Raw genomic sequence first — 19416 nt, 5'->3', positions numbered from 1 at the left:
GCACCTCCTCAACCGCCTCCCGATCAGAGGCGACCGAGGATCCCCATAACAGAACATGGATAGCAAATTCGCCGGAAGAGCCAGTCCCAGGCACCCGGCCACATCCGGAGGTCCCCCCGCTCATGGGAATCCAGAACAAGCCCTCTCTGGCCCGCAAGCGTCTTTCGACGCTGGCCGTCACCACCACCCTGGCCGCGGTCGGCGTCGGTGTCATCGGCACGGGCGCGGCGAACGCCGCGACGACGTCGGGCATCGCGCACTCGCAGGACGTTTCGGCGAGCAGCACGACGGCGCTGCTGAACTCTTACACCCAGCACACCGGCGCCGACTACCTGAAGGTGACCGTCGACATCGCCGGCACCGTGATCGACAAGACCCACGCCGATCTGGCCAACGCAAAGATCTGGATCAACTTCGGCGAGAGCGGCGAGGCCGACCAGGCCGTCTCGTTCGACGGGGATGGCAAGCCGGCGAACACTGTCGACTACACCTACAAGGCGACTGGCACCTACTCGGTCTCCCTCAAGATCGACAACGGTATGGGCGACCCGACCGTAACCGCCACCCCCCTCTCCGTCGATGTCAAGGCGCCGGTCGTCACCGTCGCGGCCCCCAAGCTGGTCGCCGACGTCTCCACCAAGACCCCCGCCGCGAACAGCCCGGTGGTCGTGAAGCTGGCCGGCTCGACGGTCGACCCCAGCGCCAAGGCCACGGCGAAGACCACCATCAAGTGGGGTGACTCCGCCGCCGACTCGGTGCTGACCGGCGACCCGGCGGCGATCCTCGCGACCGACGCCAAGCTGTCGCACTCCTACACCACCGCCGGCACCTACCACCTGTCGGTGCAGCTGGACGACGGCCTGGGCAACGCGAACTCGAAGACCGAGGCCCAGACCTTCGACGTCGTCGTGAGCCCGGCGGGCACCGTCACCGTGACCGTCAACCGCGCCGCCGGTGACGACCGCTACAAGACCGGTCTGCTGATCTCGCAGCACCAGTGGGCGGACAACGGCACCTCGGCCACCGACAAGCTGCACCGGATGCAGGCCAAGTCGGTCGTGCTGGCCACCGGCACCTCGTTCCCGGACGCGCTGGCCGGTGTGCCGCTGGCCAAGAAGGTGGGCGGCCCGCTGCTGCTGACCAACGGCGCGGACGCGACCACGAACCCGGACGTGCTCAAGGAGATCCAGCGGGTCCTGCCGACCAAGGACACCGTGATCTACGTCCTGGGCGGCGAGAAGGCGATCAGCGCCGGGATCAAGGCGGAGCTCGAGGGCAAGGGCTACACCGTCAAGCGGCTGTCCGGTGAGGACCGCTTCGGCACCGCGCTGGCGATCGCCAAGGACGGCATGGGCGACCCGTCGCACGTCATCCTGGCGCGCGGTGACAACGGCACCAACAACAACGGCTTCGCCGACGCGCTGGCCGCCGGCCCGTACGCGGCGGACGTGTTCGGCGGCGGCAACGCGGCCATCGTCCTGAGCAACGGCGGCGCGCTGGACGCGAACACCGCGGCGTACGTCAAGAGCAAGCTGAGCGACAAGGACATCGACGTCGCGGCCATCGGCGGCCCGGCCGTGACCGCGGCCAAGACCATCGCCGGCGCGGTGGAGCAGCACAAGGACGCCACCGGCAAGTGGGTCGGCAACTTCGCCGGCGCGGTCGGCAACACCCGCTACGAGACCGCCGCCATGGTGGCCTCGCGCTTCGACGCCAAGGCGCGGATCGGTCTGGCGACCGGCCTGGCCTACCCGGACGCCCTGACCGGTGGCGCGTACATGGCCACCGCCGGCGGCCCGCTGCTGCTGACCGACCCGAAGGTGCTGTCCGACGCCACCAACTCCGCGCTGAAGACGGTTGCCGCCACCACCTCCGGTGTCGACATCTTCGGCGGCAAGGTGGCCGTGACCGACGCCGTCGCCAGCGCGGTCGCGTCGATCATGAAGGTCGCCACCATCGGCTCGTTCTGAGCGTCACTGTGACAACTGAATAGCAGGACTTGACCAGTGCCCCGCCGGGCGATCGTTCGGCGGGGCACTGGTGCGTGCGCCACTCAGTGCTGCGAAGGACCGCCGGTACCACCGGATTGCTTGCCGTTGGGGACCCCCGGGTCGGCGCCCCCGACCGGACCGCTCGGCGGCCCCTGAGGCCCCTGCGGCGGCTGCGGCCCCTGCGGGGTCTGCGAGTACTGCGGAGCCTGAACCGACCCGCCCCCCGTCCCCGTCATCGCCGCCGGCCGCGTGAAGTACGACTGCCCGTTCTGCAGGTTCACGCCCTTCAGCAGCGTGCTGACCGTCACGAACGTGTACCCCTGCTGCTTCAACCGCTGGATCACCGCGGGCATCGCGTCGATCGTCGTCTTGTGGATGTCGTGCGACAGCACGATCCGCCCCGGCTGCGCGTGGCTGACGATCTGGTCCGCGACCCGCACCGCGTTCGGGTACTTCCAGTCCAGCGGGTCGACGCGCCACATGATGAACGGATATCCGGCGTACGTCCGCACCGTGTCGTTGACCGCGCCGTACGGCGGGCGGACCAGGGTGGGGCGCGGTATGCCGGTGGCGGCTATCGCGTCGGCGCCGTGCTTGATCTCGGCCTGGACCGCGGCGGCGGACAGGGTCGAGAGGTCCTTGTGGTCGTAGGTGTGGTTGCCGACCTCGTGGCCCTCGGCGTACTCGCGGCGGACCGTCGCCGGGTACTTCTCGGCCTGGTCGCCCAGGACGAAGAAGGTGGCCGGGACGTTCTCGCGCTGCAGCAGGTCCAGCAGCCGGCCGGTGTCCGGGCCGGGGCCGTCGTCGAAGGTCAGGGCGATGCACTTCGCGGTCGAGCAGTCGACGCCGGCGTTCTTGCGCGGCGTGGCCGGGGGCTGGTAGCCGGGCGTCGTGGGGATGACCGCGGTGGGGCTGGGGCCGCCGGAGCTGGAGGACGAGCCGCTCGGCGACGTCGTGCCGCCGCTGCTTCCGGTCGTGCCGCCCGACGACGGACCGTTGGACGAGCCGCTCGGCCCGCCCGGCGTCGCGCTGCCGGTGCCGGCGTGACCCGAGGTCCCCGAGGAGCCGTCCGCACCACCCGTCGCGCCCGACGTCCCCGAGCTCGACGCCGACGACGAAGGCCGCGTCCCCGCCGCTTGGGGCTTCCCGCCGGACCCGCCGCCCGCGCACGCAGCGGCTGCCACCCCTACCGCGCTGACGGCGGCGAGGACGGCGAGGGCCTTCTTGCGGTCGGGGAAACGGGACATCGACGGGCGAATCATTTGATAATAATCACTGATCGCTCGCGTGTTCCCAAACGTCACTGGTCAGCGCTTCGCACCTGGTCAAGCAGTGACTATGAGTAATGGGATCAACACACGTCGATTCGGTATCTTCGTCGCGTGCAATCCGACGAGCACCGGTCCAGGATCCGCGGCGCCGCGCCGCGGAACGGGCTGCCCGAGGAGCGTCCCGTCGAGCCCTCCTCGGCGGCGCGCGTCATCGACCTCGCGCTGCGGATCGGGGAACTGCTGCTCGCCAGCGGCGAGGGGAGCGAGGACGTCGAGGTCTCGATGCTCGGCATCACCGAGGCGTACGGCCTGGTGCGATGCGAGACCAACGTGACCTTCACCGTGATCACGCTGTCCTACCAGCCGGGCGTGACCGAGACCCCGATCTCGCTGGAGCGGGTGGTCCGGCACCGCACCGTCGACTACACCGGCCTGGCCGACCTGCACCGCCTCGCCGTCGAGATCAGCCTCGGCGGGGTGTCGCTGGAGGACGCGTACGGCCGCCTCGCCGCGATCCGGCGCAACAAGTACCCCTACCCGCACCGGGCGATCGTCGCCAGCCTCGGGGGGATCGCGGCCACCGCGGCCATCCTGGTCGGCGGCGGCTACCGGGCCTCGATCGTGGCGTTCGTCTGCGCGATCCTGGGCGACTTCCTCTACCGCCGCCTCGCCCGGCTCGGGCTGCCCCCGTTCTACCTCCTGGCCGTCGCCGCCGTCCCCGGCGCGATCGCGGCGATCATCCTGGACCGCCTCGGGGTGCAGGGGATCAACAGCTCGGCGGTGGTGGTCGGCGGGGTGTTCACGGTGCTGCCCGGCCGCGCCCTGGTCGCCGCCATCCAGGACGGGCTGACAGGCTTCTACATCACCGCGTCGGCCCGGTTGCTGGAAGTGGTGTTCCTGGTCGGCGCCCTCGTCAGCGGGATCACGCTGGTGCTGATGGTGGGCCGGCACGTGGGCGCGAGCTTCATCGTCGACGAGCAGCTCGCCCCGGTCCGGGCCGATCCGGCGTACGCCCTGGTCGCCGCCGCGCTCGGGGTGTCGTTCGCGGTGGCGGTCCACACGCCGCGCCGGATATTGCCGTTCGCCGCCGGCGGCGCCGCGTTCAGCTGGGCCGGGGCGACGTACGGAGTGCAGTGGGGACTGTCCCCGGTGATCGCCACCACCGTCACCGCGATGACGGTCGGCTTGATCGGCTACCTGATCGCCCGCCGGTACCGCACGTCCGCGCTGCCGTACGTGATCCCCGCGATCGGGCCGCTGCTGCCCGGATCGGCGGTGTACTTCGCGATGCTGCAGATCACGAGCGGGGACAGCGGCCGCGGCCTCGCCTCCCTGGAGACCGCGGTGTCGCTCGGGCTGGGGATCGGCGCCGGAGTGAACCTCGGCGGTGAGCTTGCGCGGGTCCTGGGACGGTCGGCGGGGCGCACGGAGCTGATCTGGCGGTTCCGCCGGCGGCTGGGTTCGGGCGGAAGCGCGATGGGCGGGGAGTAGCGGGAACCGCTGCCTGAGGCGGCGCGTCGAAGGCACATGGGCGGTGGCCGGGCGCGGGTGATCAGGGTTCTGGGGGTGGCGGGGGCCGCCGGCGCGGTCGCGGGTCTCGCGGCGTGTGGATCAGGTGCGCAGCCCCGTCCGGTGCCGAATCCCGCCGACGCCGCCATGCGGGTCGCGCAGTTCGACGAGCTCGGCGGGCTGATGGCCTGGACGCCGGGAGGCGGCATCCGGGTGCCGGACCTGGTCGTCTACGGGGACGGGACCGTGGTGGCGGGTGCGCGGCGGACGGCGACCTTGAGCCCGGATGCCTACGCCGATCTGGTGAGCACGGCCCGGACCGGACTGAAGGGCCTGCCGCAGGATCCCCCGAGCAAGCTCGTCATCACGGACGGCAGCAGCGCGACACTCGGCGTGCGCTTCGCCGATGGAACTTTTGGCACCGTCCGGGTGAACAACGGCTTCCTGGGAGCCGACACCGGCTACCCCGGCCGGCTGCTGACGGCCTATCGCGCGCTCAAGGGGCTACGGCTGCCCGAGACCCGGCCCTACACGCCCGCGTCGGTGGTCGTCGGCTACGGGTGTTCATCCACATGCTCCACGACCGAGACGCTCAACGGGTCGGCGGCGGCCGTGGCACGGGCTTCCTGCAAACCCGCCTACGAGGACCCCCAGCAGGGCGGCACCCGCACCTGCATCTGGCGTTACGCCCTCCCCGACGAGCTGACCTCCCCGGCGCGCTGACCTGCCGAAAAAGGCCCGGCAAGCACTGAGGGACATTCCCGCAGTCCCTCGGAAACGTCCCTCAGCAGCTCTGTGCGACCTCTATATATACGCCTGTCTGTGGCGCGGGTCACCCGCCACTCTTGCGCCGGAACTGACGCTTGGCCCCGGCCCGCCCGTGGGCGGAGTGGATCTTCGACTCGCCGGGCCCGCCCCCGGCGCCGCGGCCGGCGGCAGTCCGCTTGGCCTCCAGCGCCTCGAGGAACTTCTTCTTCTGCTCCTCGGCCGATGCCGTCTCCGGCCCACCCCCCGGCTCGCCGGGCTCCGGCTGCGATCCCGCCGCGGTGGTGTCCATACCGGCCTCCTGATGATGTGCGATGTGGCGAACGTACTCTTCCCGCCAGCCTGCCACGACCGGCGCACCCCGCACCACACGGATATCACGGGCCCCGACCGACGCCGCACCTAGTAAGCTGTCAGCGCTACGCGCCCTCGTAGCTCAGGGGATAGAGCACCCGCCTCCTAAGCGGGGGGTCGTTGGTTCGAATCCAACCGGGGGCACCTGCAACTCCGTGCAACTTCCCGCGCGCCGCGTGGTCTCTCCAGGAATATGGAGACCAGGGGGGAGGCGGCGTTGACCCGAATCGATCCCGCCGCAGTGGCGCCACCCGACCACGACGCCGAGTTCCGTGACTTCATGCTCGGCCGCTGGCCCGCGCTGGTGCGGTTCGCGTACGGGCTGACCGGGGACCGCGGACATGCCGAGGACCTCGCCCAGACCGCGCTGGCCAAGGCCTACGCGGGGTGGGGCCGGGTGCGCGCGGCCGATGATCCGGACGCCTACGTCCGCAAGATCCTGATCAACGCCAACCATCGACGCTTCCGCAGCCCGCGGGTGCCGGAGCGGTTCACCGCGGCGGTGCCGGACCTGGCCGTCGCCGACGGCACCCGGTTCCTCGACGAGCGCTCGGCGCTGGTCGCCGCGCTCATGGAGCTGCCGCCCAGGCAGCGCGCGGTCGTCATCCTGCGCTACTGGGACGGCTACACCGAGGCCCAGACGGCGGCCATCCTCGGCTGCTCCGTCGGCAATGTGAAGAGCCAGGCGTCGCGGGCCCTGGCCAAGCTACGGACGAGCGCGCAACTGCGGGACGGGAGCCCGGCGTGATGAACGAGGTGAACGAGGACTGGACCGCCGAGGCCGACCTGGCCGAGCGCCTGGCCGCCGACCTCGGGGCCTTCGCCGTCGGCGCGGCGCCGCTCGGGTCCGTCACGGGCTGGGGCAAGGCGATCAAGACGCGGCGGCGCGCGGCGCGAGCCGGCGTGCTGTCCGTGGTGGCGGTGGCCGGTGCCACCCTCCCCTTCGTGCTGCGCTCCCACCCCGCCGACGTCCCGCCGCCCTGGACCAACCACCCGGTGACCACCCACCACACGGTGACGGTCGACCCGCCGCGCTCCGCACCGGACGGCACCCCGATCTGGTCCGGGTCGATCGACGGAGCACGCTGGTCGGTCCAGGCGGGAGTGCCCGATCCGGAAGAGGTCTGCGTCGCTGAGGAGGGCTCCTGCTTCCTCTCCCCGATCTCCGAGGACTACCTCGCCAAGCCCGTGGGCGTCGCTGAGAGTGTCACAGGGAAGACCTCCGACGGGTACCTCATCGGGATGGACCAGACGGTGACCGCCGTGGACGTCTACCTGGACGACGGAACCGACCTGCACCTCGAACCGGCGGTCTTCCGCGGGTACCGCTACGCGGTCCTGCGGCTTCCCCACAGCTATCCGATCGACCGGTTGGTCGCTCGCATTCCCTCCGGAGATCAGGTCACCGTCGCCCTGAACCGTCCCGGCCACCCCTCCGATTGGGGCTTGTGGTATCCCGCCGGGGCGGTTCCCGACGTGCCGACGGCATATGGCGTCGTCGCGACCCGGACCGGCCAAGAACGCAGCTACCAGGCACACCAGGTAACCGCCTATGTCGGACCGTTCGGCGTCTACGTGGACGAGGGCATGTTCGCGCTCGGCCCCTCGAAGCCGGACCCGCTCAACGGGCTCGATCTCCGTTCGGCCCTGTCCGGAGTCAAAAGTGACCACACTTCCAGATGGGCGGCCAACGAGGTCACGGACGCCGTCGACCATGTCGTCCTGGAGTACCCGGACGGTACCCGGGAGACGGTCGAGCCAGTCGAGATCGGCGGGGTCCGTTTTGTCGCGGCCTTCGTTCGCGCGGACCGGCCGCCGTTGCGAGCGGTGTCCTACGACGCAGCCGGAGGGGTGACAGGCACCAGCTACGCCGGCAACGGACCCGGCGTCCCCGCCACCCCATCAGCTCCCTGAGGTGAGGACCGCTTGCCCGGCAGCCCGTAAAAGTATGCTCATCTCATGACGCGTCCCCTGCGTTCCACTGATCCCGGCACCATCGGCGAGTACGAACTGATCGGACGGATCGGTGGTGGGGGCATGGGAGACGTGTTCCTCGGGCGCTCGCCGGGCGGGCGGTTGGCCGCCGTGAAGGTGGTGCGGGACCTGCTCGCCGACGATCCCGGTTTCCGCGCGCGGTTCCGGCGGGAGGTGGCCGCGGCGCGGAAGGTCGGCGGGGCTTATACGGCGCCGGTGCTGGACGCGGATCCAGATGCTGAGCGTCCCTGGCTGGCCACCGCCTACATCGACGGGCCTTCGTTGGCCGACAAGGTCGACGACGACGGGCCTCTGGCCGCCGACGAGGTCCGGCGGCTGGGAGCCGGACTCGCGGAGGCGCTGCGGGACATCCACCGGGCGGGGCTGGTGCACCGGGACCTCAAGCCCGGCAACGTGCTGCTGGCCGCCGACGGACCACGGCTGATCGACTTCGGGATCATCCGGGCGGAGGACGGCGCCGGGCTCACTGAGACCGGCTTCGTCCTGGGCAGCGCCGGCTATATGGCGCCGGAGCAGGCCCTCGGCGGTGACGCGACGGCGGCCGCCGACATCTACGCGCTCGGCGCCGTGCTCACCTTCGCCGCCACCGGCAAGGGACCGTTCGGTTCCGGTCCGGCGCCGACGGTGCTGCTCCGGCAGGCGTCGTCGACACCGGACCTCGCCGAGGTCCCCGAGGGCCTGCGCGGGGTCGTCGGCCGCTGTCTGGAGAGCGATCCCAAGAGCCGTCCCTCGACCCGCGAGCTTCTGACCCTGTTCGGGGACGACGGCGGACGTCGTCAGCCCAACCGGGACACCCCGAAGAAGGCCCGCACCGAGAAGCCGCCCAAGGACGCGACTCTCCTCGGCCCCGACGCCATCATCGCCGCGACCCCGACGACCGTCATGCCGTTGGAGAAGGCGAGCCCCAAGGGCGACCCCCGGCGCGCGCACCCCGTCCCGCCCGCGCATCCCACGCCCCACCCCACCCGCCGCAAGTTCCTGATCTTCGGCGGCCTCGGCCTGGCCGCCCTGAGCATCGGCGCCGGCATCGCGGCCATGCCCGGCGGTGACACCAAGGCGACCGGCGGCGAGGTCGGCAAGGACTCCGGGGCGGACACCGGAGCCGAGCTCCCGACCCGCAAGGCCCCGGGTCTCCTCGGCGGTCCCCTCAAAGAGCCGCTGTGGTCCCAGACCGTCCCCAGCTATGCGGAGATCCTGACCGCCGCGAACGGCACGGTCCTGGTCGCCGGCTCCGGACTCGCCGTCCTCGACGGTGCCACCGGCACCCGGCGCTGGGCAGCCGACAGCCCCGTCGATCACACCTTCACCGAGCTCTACCGAGGTTCCCTCCCGGTCGCCGGCGACACCGTGTACGAGCTCTCCTACGGCTCCGGAGAACTGATCGCCCTGTCCACCGAAGACGGCACTCAGTCCTGGAGCGTCCCGCCACCCGTCGACTGGCTCCCGAACGGTCTCGTCGGCGCGTCCTCCGACGTCGTCGTGGTGTGGTCGTCGCCGAAGTCCGCGCCCGCGAGCTCTTCCGGGTTGTGGGCAGTGGACGCGCGGTCCCGCCGGCAGACCTGGAAGACCCCGCTGGACGCCTTCGACGGCGCGCCGCACTACAGCGAGGGCACCGGCCTCGTCCTCATCTCGCAGCCGGGCGGCTACCAGCTCACGGCCTACCGCGCCGACACCGGCACCCTGGCCTGGACCGCTCAGGACCTCTCTCAGCAGCAGGGCCAGGACAGCGCCTTCGCCACCGCCATCACCAGTCACGGCAAGACCGTCTACTGGGCCGCCAACCGGCTCTACGCCCTCGATGAGAACGGCCACCACCTCTGGCCGGTCGGCGCCTCCGAAGGCGGCGACCGCGGCATGTTCCACGCCGTGGTCGCCGACGACGACACCGTCTACGCCGCCGCGGAGGTCTCCCTCGGGGCTGATGTCATCACCGCCTTCAAGGCCTCCGACGGCGCCCCGAAGTGGCGCGCCGCCTGGCCCAAGGACTTCCGCAACCCGAACCTGGAGTGCGAGATGGCGCTCGGCGGCAGGAACCTCTACATCGTCGACCGCTACTCCCAGACCTTGGTCGCCCTGGACGCCGCCACCGGAGAGACCCTGTGGCAGTACCACGAGAAGGCTCCCAAGGACTCCGCCCACGACTGGCACTGGCACGTGGCCGCAGACGATGCCTACGTCTACATCGGCTACGCGTCCACGGTCCGCGCCTTCACCGCGAGGTGACCCCGCTCAAAGCTTCGTCTCGTCGCCCCACCCGGGCAGCGCGTAGTTGAAGTACGCGTTCGGGAACGTGAACTTGCCGTCGGCAAGCCCGTTGAGCCCGCCCGAGCTGTCGTACGCCTTGAAGATCTCGATCGACCGCGTCAGACAGTTGTCGGTGGCCAGGTCGTAGGGCCGGGCGAAGCCGGCTTTCATCGTCGTGTCGGCCGCGCGCGTGTCGTCGCCCGCCGTGTCCTTGCAGCGGTAGCTGCGGTATCCGCCGGATTCGTCCAAAGTCGCGAACTCGTGCAGCATCTGTTGCTCCGACCCGTGCTTGTGCCAGTTGCGGCTCTGCAGCGTCGCGCCGTAGTCCCAGTCGCCGCCGTCGTCGCCGTCCGCGGAGCGGTACGCCCACCCCACGTGTCCGAGCCCGAGCGCACCGTCCGGGGCGTCGAACAGACACACCCGGCCGGATGTCGTGACCGTCACAGCCGCCGACGCGGTCCCCGGTCCCGCCACGCCGGCGGCGGTCAGCGCCGCGGCCAGCAGAACCGCTGCCCTCTTCCCGCGCACACCCATCCTGACCTCCCAGTCCTCGCGGGGATCCCGACGATCCCGGGAGTATCAACGACTTACATAAGGCGGAGGGTGCGGTGGAATGTTCTCAACCGTGTGAGCGTTGCAAGCGTCGAACATGGATCACGAAGGACCACGAAGGTCTCAAGGACCACGAAGGTCTCACCGAAGGAGAACCACCATGGCCGGCACTCTTCTCATCGCGTACGACGGCTCCGCGGACGCCAAGACCGCCCTGGAATTCGCGGCCAAGACCTTCGCCGGCCGGGAGGCCGTGCTGGTCACCGTCTGGGAGCCGCTGATGGCGCAGATGGGTGTCGCCGAGGCCTTCGTCGGGGTCACCGTCTCCGAGGACGAGGAGGCCGTCGTCGCCAAGGGCGCGCAGCTGGTCGCCGAGTCCGGTGCCCAGCTGGCCTCCAAGCTCGGCCTGAAGGCCACCGCCCGCTGGGAGTCGGAGGGTGCGCAGTCCGTGGCCGACACCATCGACCGCCTCGCCGAGGAAGTCGACGCCGAGATCATCGTGACCGGCTCCCGTGGCCTCACCGGCCTGCACTCGCTGCTGGTGGGCAGCGTCTCGGCCAAGGTGCTGAAGCACGCCCGGCGCCCCGTGCTGGTGGTCCCGTCGGCACACCTGGCCGAGGCCCGCGCTGAGGCTCCCGCCTCCGAAGGCGCCGACGCCTGATCCGTCACCCCACCCCAAGCCGCGGCCGGTCGTTCCTCGAACTCTGCGACCGGCCGCTTCGCTGTATTCGCTGTATGCGGGACCTCGGCGCGGCTCAGTTCCGCAACTGCTTGGTCAACGTCTGCATCCCCCGGCTCGCCGCGGACTTCACCGTCCCGCGCGTTATGCCCAGCGTCCGCGCGATGTCGGCCTCTGAGAGGTCGGCCCAGTACCGCAGGACCATCACCTCACGCTGACGTCCGGGCAACGCCCGCACCGCTTCCACGACCTCGCGGTGCTCCAGCGGCAGCATCGCCGTCGCCTCCGCGGGCTCGACGTCCGGGACGAACATCGGGCGGTACTCCCGCTCCGTCTTCCGTCGCCGCTGCACCGAACGGGCGCGGTTCACGACCGCGGTGCGCAGATACGCCGACGGGCTCGCGATCTTGTCCAACAACTCTGGACGGGACCAGAGCTTGACGAACACTTCCTGGACCGCGTCCTCGGCGCTCGCCATGTCGCCGAGCATGAGCACGGCCAGCCGGGTCAGCGGCAGCCGGTGCTGTGCATAGAGCTCCGCCACGGTGTCGGGGCCGCTTTGGCGGTGGCATTCCGGGGCGGACAGAACCATCGTGGTCATACATCCAGGTTCGCCTGGGAACCCGGCGTACCGATAGCCACTGAAGGTCTATTCGACCCCCTCCCATAGGGGGGTCTGACTGTACGACTCAGGGCTCATTGCGATGTCCCGTGGTAGGAGTCGCAGGCGAATCACTACTGCGAGCCCCACAGCGGACGACAACAAGTGACCGATGGCCGTGTAGTCACCGCCGTCGATTCCCTGCAGCAGACTCGGTGTCGCCGCGGCCAGCGCCACCGCCCAGAGCAGGCGCACCCAGATCTGGCGCGCGCAGCCGATGGCCACGACCATCGCCGTCACCACCAGATACGACGGCCCGGTGTCCCACCCGTGGGCCTCGGAGCCCGGCAGCGAGCCGTGGTGGATCCGCCACCACACCAGCCCTTCGGTCACCACGCTCACGCCGACGTGCACCGACGCCAGCAACAGCACCGCCTTCCGCGCTCCCAGCACGGCCACGACGCTGAAGACCGACAGCGCGAAGAGCGGCCAGACCCCCGCCGACTCCTGGGGGACGAACGCCGACACCACGAAGGCCTCCGCCGGATGCCCCGACGGCCGCAGGTTGTCGAGGTTCGTCGAGGACCAGTCCATCAACCGCTGCAGCCGGTCCGCGGAGATCCGTTCCTCCACCTTGCCGACGACGGCGAGAACCACCACGTACCAGAACGCGGGGTTGCGCAGGAGCCGCAGCAGCAGACCGCGGACTCGGGCGGCGGACACGATGACCCCTTTCTGAAGCCGGGACCCATCCTGCCAACACCGCCGCCCGCACTGCGTAATCCTTCATACGATGTTCAGGTACGCACACTGCGTTTCAGACGTGCGCTGCCAGGAAGTCGGCCCACGTACCCCGTCCCACCAGCGCGCCCTCCAGCGTCAGGTTGTCTCCGGCCCGGTACGCCTTGCCCGTCTTCCCGGGGATGTGAACCGGCAGCAGTACGCGGTGCTTCCCGGTGGCCTTCAGGTAGGACCGCGTGAGGTCGCCCATCGCGATCACCTCCGGTCCCGCGATGTCCGGCACCAGGCCGGCCGGCGCGTCTTCCACCAGCTCCACCAGCCGCGCCGCGACGTCTCGCGAGTCCACCGGCTGGAACCGCAGGCCGCCGGGCTTGGGCACCACCGGCGACTTCGCCATGGCGCGCACCACGGTGAGCGTCAGGTCGTGGAACTGCGCCGCGCGCAGGATCGTCCACGGCACGCCCGACTCCTGGATCGCCCGCTCCGCCGCCGCCTTCATCCGGAGCCAGGCCACGGGCACCGTCTCCGCGCCGATCACCGAGACGTAGACGATGTGCCGGACGCCGGCGCGCGCGGCCGCCTCGGCGAGATTCCGGGTCGCGACGTCGTCGCCCTTCTTCCCGCCGGCCATGTGCAGGACGACGTCGACGTCGGCCAGCGCCGCGTCCAGGCCGTCGCCGACCAGCAGGTCGCCGGTGACGTACTCCACACCCGGCGCGGCCTCGCGCGGCTTGCGGCTCAGCAGCCGCAGCTCGTGGCCGGCCGCGCGCAGCAGCGGAACCACGTGCCCGCCGAGGGTGCCGGTGCCGCCGGTGACGAAGATCTTCCCAGTCATGATCGCTCCTGTCTGGCGTTTGGTATCTCTACTGGGAGCCCGTCCAGCGGGCTCACGGGGTAGACACGGCGGCCGAGGAGTGTGTGACCAGGTGGCGGACGAAGACTTTCTGGCCGAACAGTTCCGGCGGTATCGGCCCAGGCTGCGGGCGGTGGCGTACCGGATGCTGGGGTCCCTGAGCGAGTCCGACGACGCGCTCCAGGAGGCGTGGCTGCGGGCGAGCGCGGCGGCGTCCGAGGACATCCGGAACTACGACGCGTGGCTGATCACGATCGTGGCCCGGGTGTGCCTGAACATGTTGCGCGCGCGGACCCAGCGGAAGGAGGACTCGCTGGAGATCCACATCCCGGACCCGGTGGTGTGCGCCGAGGACGAGACCAACCCCGAGACGCTCGCGCTGACCGCGGACTCGGTGGGGCTGGCGATGATGATCGTCCTGGACACGCTGGCGCCCGCGGAACGGTTCGCCTTCGTGCTCCACGACATGTTCGCCGTGCCGTTCGAGGAGATCGCCGAGCTGCTGGAGAAGACCCCGGCCGCGACGCGCCAGCTGGCCAGCCGCGCGCGGCGCCGGGTCGAGGGCAAGGCGCCGGTGCCTGACCCGGATCTGGCGAAGCAGCGCGCCGCGGTGGAGGCGTTCTTCGCCGCCGCCCGCAACGGCGACTTCCAGGCGCTGGTGGCGGTGCTGCACCCGGACGTCGTGCTGCGCGCCGACGGCGGCCTGCTGCGGGCCGGCCAGACCGCGAAGCTGACCGGTGCCGAGACCGTCGCCTCGCAGGCGACACTGGCGCGCTCGCTCCAGCCGTTCGCCCGGCCGGTGCTCGTCAACGGGGCGCCGGGTGTGTTCGCCATCCGGGACGGCAAGCCGATCTCGCTGATGGCCTTCACCGTCGTCGACGGGAAGGTGGCCTCGATCGAGGTCATCCTCGACCCGGAGCGGCTCGCGGTGGTGGCGGAGTCTTTGGGGCTTGCCTAGGAAGAACGCATAAGCGAAACCCGCATAAGAGAACCGCGGCGTCGTGATCGACGCCGCGGTTCTCTTTACAGCCGTTCTTACGAGATCGGAACCCGCCCCGGCTCGTAGATCCGTGTGGGCACCGCCGGCGCCGCCGTCTTCTCCAGGGCGATGCCCGGGATCCACCGCAGCGCCCGCGGCAGCTTCCAGTTGCGCTCGCCCAGCAGGCTCATGATCGCCGGGACCAGGACGCCGCGGACCAGGGTGGCGTCGACGGCGATGGCGGACGCCATGCCGATGCCGATCATCTTCATCGGCGCGAACGGCATGATGGCGAACAGCGAGAACACCGCCACCATGATCAGCGCGGCGCTGCTCACCACCCCGGAGGACGAGGCGATGCCGCCGGTGACCGCCTGCTTCGTCGGCACGCCGCGCAGCCGCAGCTCGCGGATCCGGCTCAGGACGAACACGTGGTAGTCCATCGAGAGCCCGAACAGGATCACGAACATGAACAGCGGGAGCCAGGCCACCACGCCGCCGTAGGCGTGGAAGCCGAGCTGCTTCTCCAGGTGGCCGTCCTGGAAGATCCACTTCACGATGCCGTACGCGGCGCACACCGAGAGCAGGTTCACCGCGACGGCCGTCAACGGGATGGCCAGCGAGCGGAACGCGGCCACCATCAGCAGGAAGGCGAGCAGCACGACGAAGCCGACGACCAGCGGGGTGGTGCGGTGCAGCTGGTCTCCGAAGTCGCTCTGGCCGGCCGCCAGTCCGCCGACGTTGTACTCGATGCCGGAGACGTGGCCGAGGGTCGCGGGGAGCACCCGGGAGCGCAGGTCGCCCAGCGCGGCCGCGGAGGCGCTGTCCGCGCCGTCGCCGGCCAGCGGGACGGAGACGGCCAGGTAGTGGCCGTCGGCGCTGGTCTGCGTGGTGACCTGGGCGCCGTTGGGGATCATCCCCTGCAGGGCGGCGATGGCGCCGGTCATCTCACGGCCCTTCAACACGGCCGGGTCGCCGTGCACGAGCAGCTGCGCCGGGGCCGGCCCGCCGGGGAAGGCGGTCTGCAGCCGCTCCAGCGTGTGGCTGATCGGCTTGCCGTAGGTCAGGTCGATGCCGCCGGAGTTCTTCGCCTTCAGCCCGGTCGCCGGCAGCGCCACGACGAGGAGGGCGACCAGCGTCGGGACCCCCCACAGCAGCGGCCGCTTCACCACCTGCCGGACCAGCGACCGCCAGAACCGGGACTCGCGGGCGACGGTGCGGCGCTTGCCGAGGATCGGCACCCGGCCCTTGTCGACCTTGTCGCCGAACCAGGACAGCAGTGCCGGGACCACGGTGACCGAGCCGAGCATCGCCATGCCGACCACCAGGATGGTGCCGATGCTCCAGCCGGAGAACTCGTCGATGCCGGTCAGGAACAGTCCGGCCAGGCACGCCATCACGGTCAGCCCGGACACCACGATCGACCGGCCGGAGGTGGCGGCCGCGATCCGCAGCGCCTCGCGCGGCGACCGGCCGAGGGCCCGCTCCTCGCGCTCGCGGCGGATGTAGAAGAGCGAGTAGTCCACCCCGACCGCCATCCCGACCAGCAGCACGATCGAGGAGGTGCTCTCACTGATCGGCATCCAGTGGCCGGGGATCGCCAGCAACGACATCGCCGCCGCCACCGCGGTCAGCGCCAGCAGCAGCGGGATGGACGCGGCGACCAGCGCCCCGAAGACGATCAGCAGCAGCACCAGGGTCACCGGCACCGAGCTGAACTCGGCCTTCTGCAACCCCTCGCCGACGATGTCGTTGATCGCCTTGTCGACCGACGCCGTCCCGGCCTCCTCGACCCGCACCCCGGGATGCGCGGCCTGGACCTTCGCCACGGCGTCCAGCGCCTTGACGACGGTGGTCTGCGCCTTGTCCTTGTCGCCGGCCACGACGAAGGTCACCAGCGCGGACTTGCCGTCCTTGGAGACCAGAGCCCTGCCCTCCGCACCGGCGTCCAGCGGCGAACGGACGTCGGTCGCGGTGTCCGGCAGGGCGCGCAGCGCGGCGGCGACGTCCGAGACAGCGGCCCGGAACTCCTTGTCGGTGGCGAACGGGGCGCCGGACAGGCTCTGCGCCAGAACGCTTTCGCTCTGCGGCGACATGCCGGAGGCGTTCAACGCCCGCTCGGCCCGCCCCGCCTCGCCCGGGTCGTAGCTCTCCTTCTTGGCCGAGTGGGCCATCCCGCCGATCACGACGGCCGCGACGATCAGGGCGAGCCACCCGAAGACGGCTGTCTTCTTGTGGCGGGCGCTCCAGCCCGCCACCCTTTCCACCAAGGGCGGACGTGCTGTTAGCTTGGACATGAGAGATCCCCTCCATGGCTGGGCCATCGATGTGTGAGAGCTGACGTGACTGGCTGGTGCGGGGTCTTGCCAGGCCGGGCGGATGCTGCAACATCTGCCCGGCCCGCTTCTTCTTTCGGGGGCCTGCTGGTATTCCCGGTACTCCTGCTGATGTTCCCGGTGCTTCAGATCTCCGCTGTGTGATGCGGAGCCGCCGCTGCCGTGCTCAGCGGTCCCGGGGTCTCCAGCATCCGCCGGGCCGCGCTCAGCGGATCGCGGCCGGTGACCACAACGCGGATCGCGGTGGCGTGCACCCGGGCGGTGGCGACCAGGACGTAGTTCCAGGCCAGGAACAGGACCAGGGCGACGGCCGCTGCAACGGCCGCCGACAGGTCGCTGCCGATCCAGATCCCGATGGCGTCCTTGCCGTGCGGGCCGTGCGGGAAGTAGCCCCAGGCCATGCCGTGGATGCGCTGGCCGTCGAAGTCGTAGGGCAGGTAGCGGTACCAGATCGGCAGGGTGATCATGCCCAGGAAGGACAGCCAGATCGCGAAGACCACCGTGCTCAGGGCGAACAGGGGGACGTACAAGACGATGAAGTGGACCAGTCCGCGCTGTGTCACCCGGTCCTGCCACGAAGCCTTCAGGTTCGCGAAGAACCCGTCCGCGGCGCCCATCGGCTCCATCGCGGGGAGGCCTTCGGGGACGACCGAGCGGGCCCGGCCGCGCTCCATCACCACGCAGCCGCGGATGAAGTAGGCGGTGCCGATCAGCAGCGGCAGGCCGGCCCAGACGATGACCAGCGAGACGGACGTCGCCGCCATCGTCGTCACCGTCGAGAACACCACCGTGCCGATGATCAGGTAGCCGAACAGGTACCACGCCGAGGCCCAGACTCCGGCGGAGAACGCCATGCGGAGCGGATTGCGGTGCATCCGCAGACGGCTCCATATAGGAGTGTCGTACAGAGTGGTCTCCGTGACGCTCATTCGACGCTCCTCAGCAGGTGCTCGATCTCCCCGACCTTGAGGTCCAGGGTCCGCAGTTCGGTCAACAACTGGTCCTGCTTCTCCACCGCCTCTTCGGCGAGCTTGCGGTAGGCGGCGTACGCCACCGCGTCCGCGCGGTGCTTCTGCAGCTGGAAGAAGGACACGACGCTCACCGCGATGGCCGTGAAGATGATCGCGACGATCACCACCGCGATGACTCCGCCGTTCCCGCTGCCGCCGTCGGCGAGCACGACTCCCGTGTTCATCCGATTCCACCCTTCGTGTTCGCGTCCGTCGCGGACTCGGCATCCCGTGCCACGGTCTCGGCGATCGTCTCGGCATCGAGCGTCAGCGCGAACGGCATCAACTCGAAGTACTTCATGGCCTTGCCGTCCTCGGACAGCTCCAGGTGGCCGGCCACCAGGCCCGCCGCCTCCAGCCGCTCCAGGTGCATGTAGAGCAGTGGCCGCGACAGTCCCAGGCGCCGGGCCAGTTCGCTCACGTGCGCGCGGCTGCCGTCCCGGGCCGAGGTGTACAGCTCGGCGATGATGCGCAGCCGCTGGGCGTGGCCCACGGCGCCCAGCATCGCGAGCAGTTCCTCGGTGTTCAGGGCGGCCTCCTCGTTCTCGGTGACAGGCTCGCTATCACCTGTAAGACGAGACTGACAGGTGACCGAAGAGGCTGTCAAGTGTTCGGGGAACAGCCCGCAGCCACCCCCTCTGCCCTACACTGGTGGCCATGAGCGAGAACTCGGGCTGGGACGCCGACGAGCGCGTCGTGGACTGGGACGAGATGTTCGGCGACGTGCTCCCCGAGCAGACCGACGACGATCTCGGCGACCGCGACCCGTCCTCCACTACGGGGGCCGGCGACAAGGCGCGGATCCTGGAGCTGATGGCCGACCGGCCGCCGCACTACGAGGACTGACCCGCGGGCTGACCGCGGGCTGACCGCGGACTGACCCGCGGTTGACCCGTCCGTGATCAGGGAGCTTGACACGGCTCCGCTCGCGGACTAAGTTTTCACGACGTTGCCCCTTAGGGAAGCGCCGCGCGAGCGAGCGATCACCCGGGGTGATCTTCAGCGAGAGCCAACCCGATCGAAAAGTCGTCGCCTTCTCGGCGTCGGCCCCATCGTGTTCTCTCGGTGTCGGAACCGGGATTTCCATTCCGAACGGCCGGCGAACGGCCGATTTGGAAGCGGGAAACAAGTACCGATACAGTCTGGAGCACCGCAAGGGAGCGAATAGCCCCGAGCGAGCCGAAGGCCAGGTGGAAGCGCAAGACGCGGAAACGATCTGCTAAGATCGGGAATGCGGAAGGCGAAGAAACCGAGCCGGAAGCGAGAAAGCAAGAAATTGCAAGAAGCGCAGCGGATCTGCTAAGATCTAAAGCGAAGCAAGACAAAAAAACAAAGCAAGACCTGAGACAACGCCGGGTCGCAAGCGGTCGGAACGGAAGTTCTGATACGAGTGGTTCGGGCGTCTGTTACTTGAGAACTCAACAGTGTGCCGATTAATTTCGATGCCATGCGACCTCAGCGCCAGCGCTGAGTGTCTACTAAACACATGGTAGGCAGACGCTCTCCGACCCCCGTCGGGGATGACGATCTGTCCGC

General features: G+C 70.1%; 19 protein-coding genes and 1 tRNA gene. 10 read left to right on the top strand and 10 right to left on the bottom strand.

The window, feature by feature from the left end; translation table 11 throughout:
* Nucleotides 1-122 precede the first annotated feature (122 nt).
* Entirely contained in the window at nucleotides 123-1970 is a 1848-nt protein-coding gene (locus ABD466_RS19265) for a cell wall-binding repeat-containing protein (RefSeq protein ID WP_344658478.1), read from the top strand.
* An 83-nt stretch (nucleotides 1971-2053) separates the two neighbouring features.
* Here the strand turns inward: ABD466_RS19265 and ABD466_RS19260 are convergent, their stop codons facing one another.
* A complete protein-coding gene (locus ABD466_RS19260) occupies nucleotides 2054-3238 on the bottom strand; it encodes a polysaccharide deacetylase family protein (RefSeq protein ID WP_344658477.1) in 1185 nt (394 codons plus the stop codon).
* 135 nt (nucleotides 3239-3373) lie between these two features.
* Here ABD466_RS19260 and ABD466_RS19255 point away from each other — a divergent pair, with 135 nt between their 5' ends.
* Nucleotides 3374-4753 (top strand): threonine/serine exporter family protein, encoded by a 1380-nt coding sequence (locus ABD466_RS19255; protein WP_344658476.1) that lies wholly within the window; start codon nucleotides 3374-3376, stop codon nucleotides 4751-4753.
* A 141-nt stretch (nucleotides 4754-4894) separates the two neighbouring features.
* Complete coding sequence (locus ABD466_RS19250; RefSeq protein ID WP_344658475.1) at nucleotides 4895-5494, top strand: hypothetical protein; 600 nt, start codon at nucleotides 4895-4897, stop codon at nucleotides 5492-5494.
* A gap of 109 nt (nucleotides 5495-5603) precedes the next feature.
* Here ABD466_RS19250 and ABD466_RS19245 read toward each other — a convergent pair whose 3' ends face one another.
* Nucleotides 5604-5828, bottom strand: a complete 225-nt coding sequence (locus ABD466_RS19245; protein ID WP_344658474.1) for a DUF5302 domain-containing protein — start codon at nucleotides 5826-5828, stop codon at nucleotides 5604-5606.
* Between the two features lie 133 nt (nucleotides 5829-5961).
* Between ABD466_RS19245 and ABD466_RS19240 the strand changes: the two genes are divergently transcribed.
* The 4 genes from ABD466_RS19240 to ABD466_RS19225 all read left to right on the top strand — a co-directional run bounded on the left by ABD466_RS19240 (nucleotide 5962) and on the right by ABD466_RS19225 (nucleotide 10108).
* Nucleotides 5962-6034, top strand: a tRNA-Arg gene (locus ABD466_RS19240).
* Between the two features lie 73 nt (nucleotides 6035-6107).
* Entirely contained in the window at nucleotides 6108-6638 is a 531-nt protein-coding gene (locus tag ABD466_RS19235; RefSeq protein WP_344658473.1) for a SigE family RNA polymerase sigma factor, read from the top strand.
* Entirely contained in the window at nucleotides 6638-7804 is a 1167-nt protein-coding gene (locus ABD466_RS19230) for a hypothetical protein (protein WP_344658472.1), read from the top strand. The genes ABD466_RS19235 and ABD466_RS19230 overlap by 1 nt, the downstream gene beginning before the upstream one ends.
* Before the next feature lie 45 nt (nucleotides 7805-7849).
* Nucleotides 7850-10108, top strand: a complete 2259-nt coding sequence (locus ABD466_RS19225; protein WP_344658471.1) for a protein kinase domain-containing protein — start codon at nucleotides 7850-7852, stop codon at nucleotides 10106-10108.
* Nucleotides 10109-10114: 6 nt separating this feature from the next.
* Here ABD466_RS19225 and ABD466_RS19220 read toward each other — a convergent pair whose 3' ends face one another.
* Nucleotides 10115-10663 (bottom strand): hypothetical protein, encoded by a 549-nt coding sequence (locus ABD466_RS19220; RefSeq protein WP_344658470.1) that lies wholly within the window; start codon nucleotides 10661-10663, stop codon nucleotides 10115-10117.
* Nucleotides 10664-10841: 178 nt separating this feature from the next.
* Here ABD466_RS19220 and ABD466_RS19215 point away from each other — a divergent pair, with 178 nt between their 5' ends.
* On the top strand, nucleotides 10842-11342 hold the full coding sequence (locus ABD466_RS19215) for a universal stress protein (protein ID WP_344658469.1): 501 nt from the start codon (nucleotides 10842-10844) through the stop codon (nucleotides 11340-11342).
* Nucleotides 11343-11436: 94 nt separating this feature from the next.
* On the opposite strand, the gene ABD466_RS19210 is transcribed toward ABD466_RS19215, so the two are convergent.
* The 3 genes from ABD466_RS19210 to ABD466_RS19200 all read right to left on the bottom strand — a co-directional run bounded on the left by ABD466_RS19210 (nucleotide 11437) and on the right by ABD466_RS19200 (nucleotide 13537).
* Nucleotides 11437-11961, bottom strand: a complete 525-nt coding sequence (locus ABD466_RS19210) for an RNA polymerase sigma factor (protein WP_344658468.1) — start codon at nucleotides 11959-11961, stop codon at nucleotides 11437-11439.
* A gap of 48 nt (nucleotides 11962-12009) precedes the next feature.
* Nucleotides 12010-12684 (bottom strand): rhomboid-like protein, encoded by a 675-nt coding sequence (locus ABD466_RS19205; protein WP_344658467.1) that lies wholly within the window; start codon nucleotides 12682-12684, stop codon nucleotides 12010-12012.
* 94 nt (nucleotides 12685-12778) lie between these two features.
* Complete coding sequence (locus tag ABD466_RS19200) at nucleotides 12779-13537, bottom strand: SDR family oxidoreductase (RefSeq protein WP_344658466.1); 759 nt, start codon at nucleotides 13535-13537, stop codon at nucleotides 12779-12781.
* A gap of 91 nt (nucleotides 13538-13628) precedes the next feature.
* Between ABD466_RS19200 and ABD466_RS19195 the strand changes: the two genes are divergently transcribed.
* Nucleotides 13629-14513 carry a sigma-70 family RNA polymerase sigma factor gene (locus ABD466_RS19195; protein ID WP_344658465.1) on the top strand — a complete coding sequence of 295 codons (885 nt, stop codon included), beginning with the start codon at nucleotides 13629-13631 and terminating at the stop codon, nucleotides 14511-14513.
* A gap of 77 nt (nucleotides 14514-14590) precedes the next feature.
* Here ABD466_RS19195 and ABD466_RS19190 read toward each other — a convergent pair whose 3' ends face one another.
* The 4 genes from ABD466_RS19190 to ABD466_RS19175 all read right to left on the bottom strand — a co-directional run bounded on the left by ABD466_RS19190 (nucleotide 14591) and on the right by ABD466_RS19175 (nucleotide 18385).
* Nucleotides 14591-16831 (bottom strand): MMPL family transporter, encoded by a 2241-nt coding sequence (locus tag ABD466_RS19190; protein WP_344658464.1) that lies wholly within the window; start codon nucleotides 16829-16831, stop codon nucleotides 14591-14593.
* A gap of 164 nt (nucleotides 16832-16995) precedes the next feature.
* Nucleotides 16996-17799, bottom strand: coding sequence for a sensor domain-containing protein (locus ABD466_RS19185; protein ID WP_344658463.1), 804 nt, complete (start codon nucleotides 17797-17799; stop codon nucleotides 16996-16998).
* Nucleotides 17796-18065, bottom strand: coding sequence for a hypothetical protein (locus tag ABD466_RS19180; protein ID WP_344658462.1), 270 nt, complete (start codon nucleotides 18063-18065; stop codon nucleotides 17796-17798). The genes ABD466_RS19185 and ABD466_RS19180 overlap by 4 nt, the downstream gene beginning before the upstream one ends.
* Nucleotides 18062-18385, bottom strand: coding sequence for an ArsR/SmtB family transcription factor (locus ABD466_RS19175; protein WP_425558681.1), 324 nt, complete (start codon nucleotides 18383-18385; stop codon nucleotides 18062-18064). The genes ABD466_RS19180 and ABD466_RS19175 overlap by 4 nt, the downstream gene beginning before the upstream one ends.
* A gap of 152 nt (nucleotides 18386-18537) precedes the next feature.
* On the opposite strand from ABD466_RS19175, the gene ABD466_RS19170 reads away from it, so the two are divergent.
* Nucleotides 18538-18726 carry a hypothetical protein gene (locus ABD466_RS19170; RefSeq protein ID WP_344658461.1) on the top strand — a complete coding sequence of 63 codons (189 nt, stop codon included), beginning with the start codon at nucleotides 18538-18540 and terminating at the stop codon, nucleotides 18724-18726.
* The last annotated feature ends 690 nt before the right edge of the window (nucleotides 18727-19416 follow it).

This window comes from Catenulispora subtropica, from assembly GCF_039531675.1.
GTDB lineage: Bacteria > Actinomycetota > Actinomycetes > Streptomycetales > Catenulisporaceae > Catenulispora > Catenulispora subtropica.
This window is presented reverse-complemented; position numbering and strand designations above follow the sequence as displayed.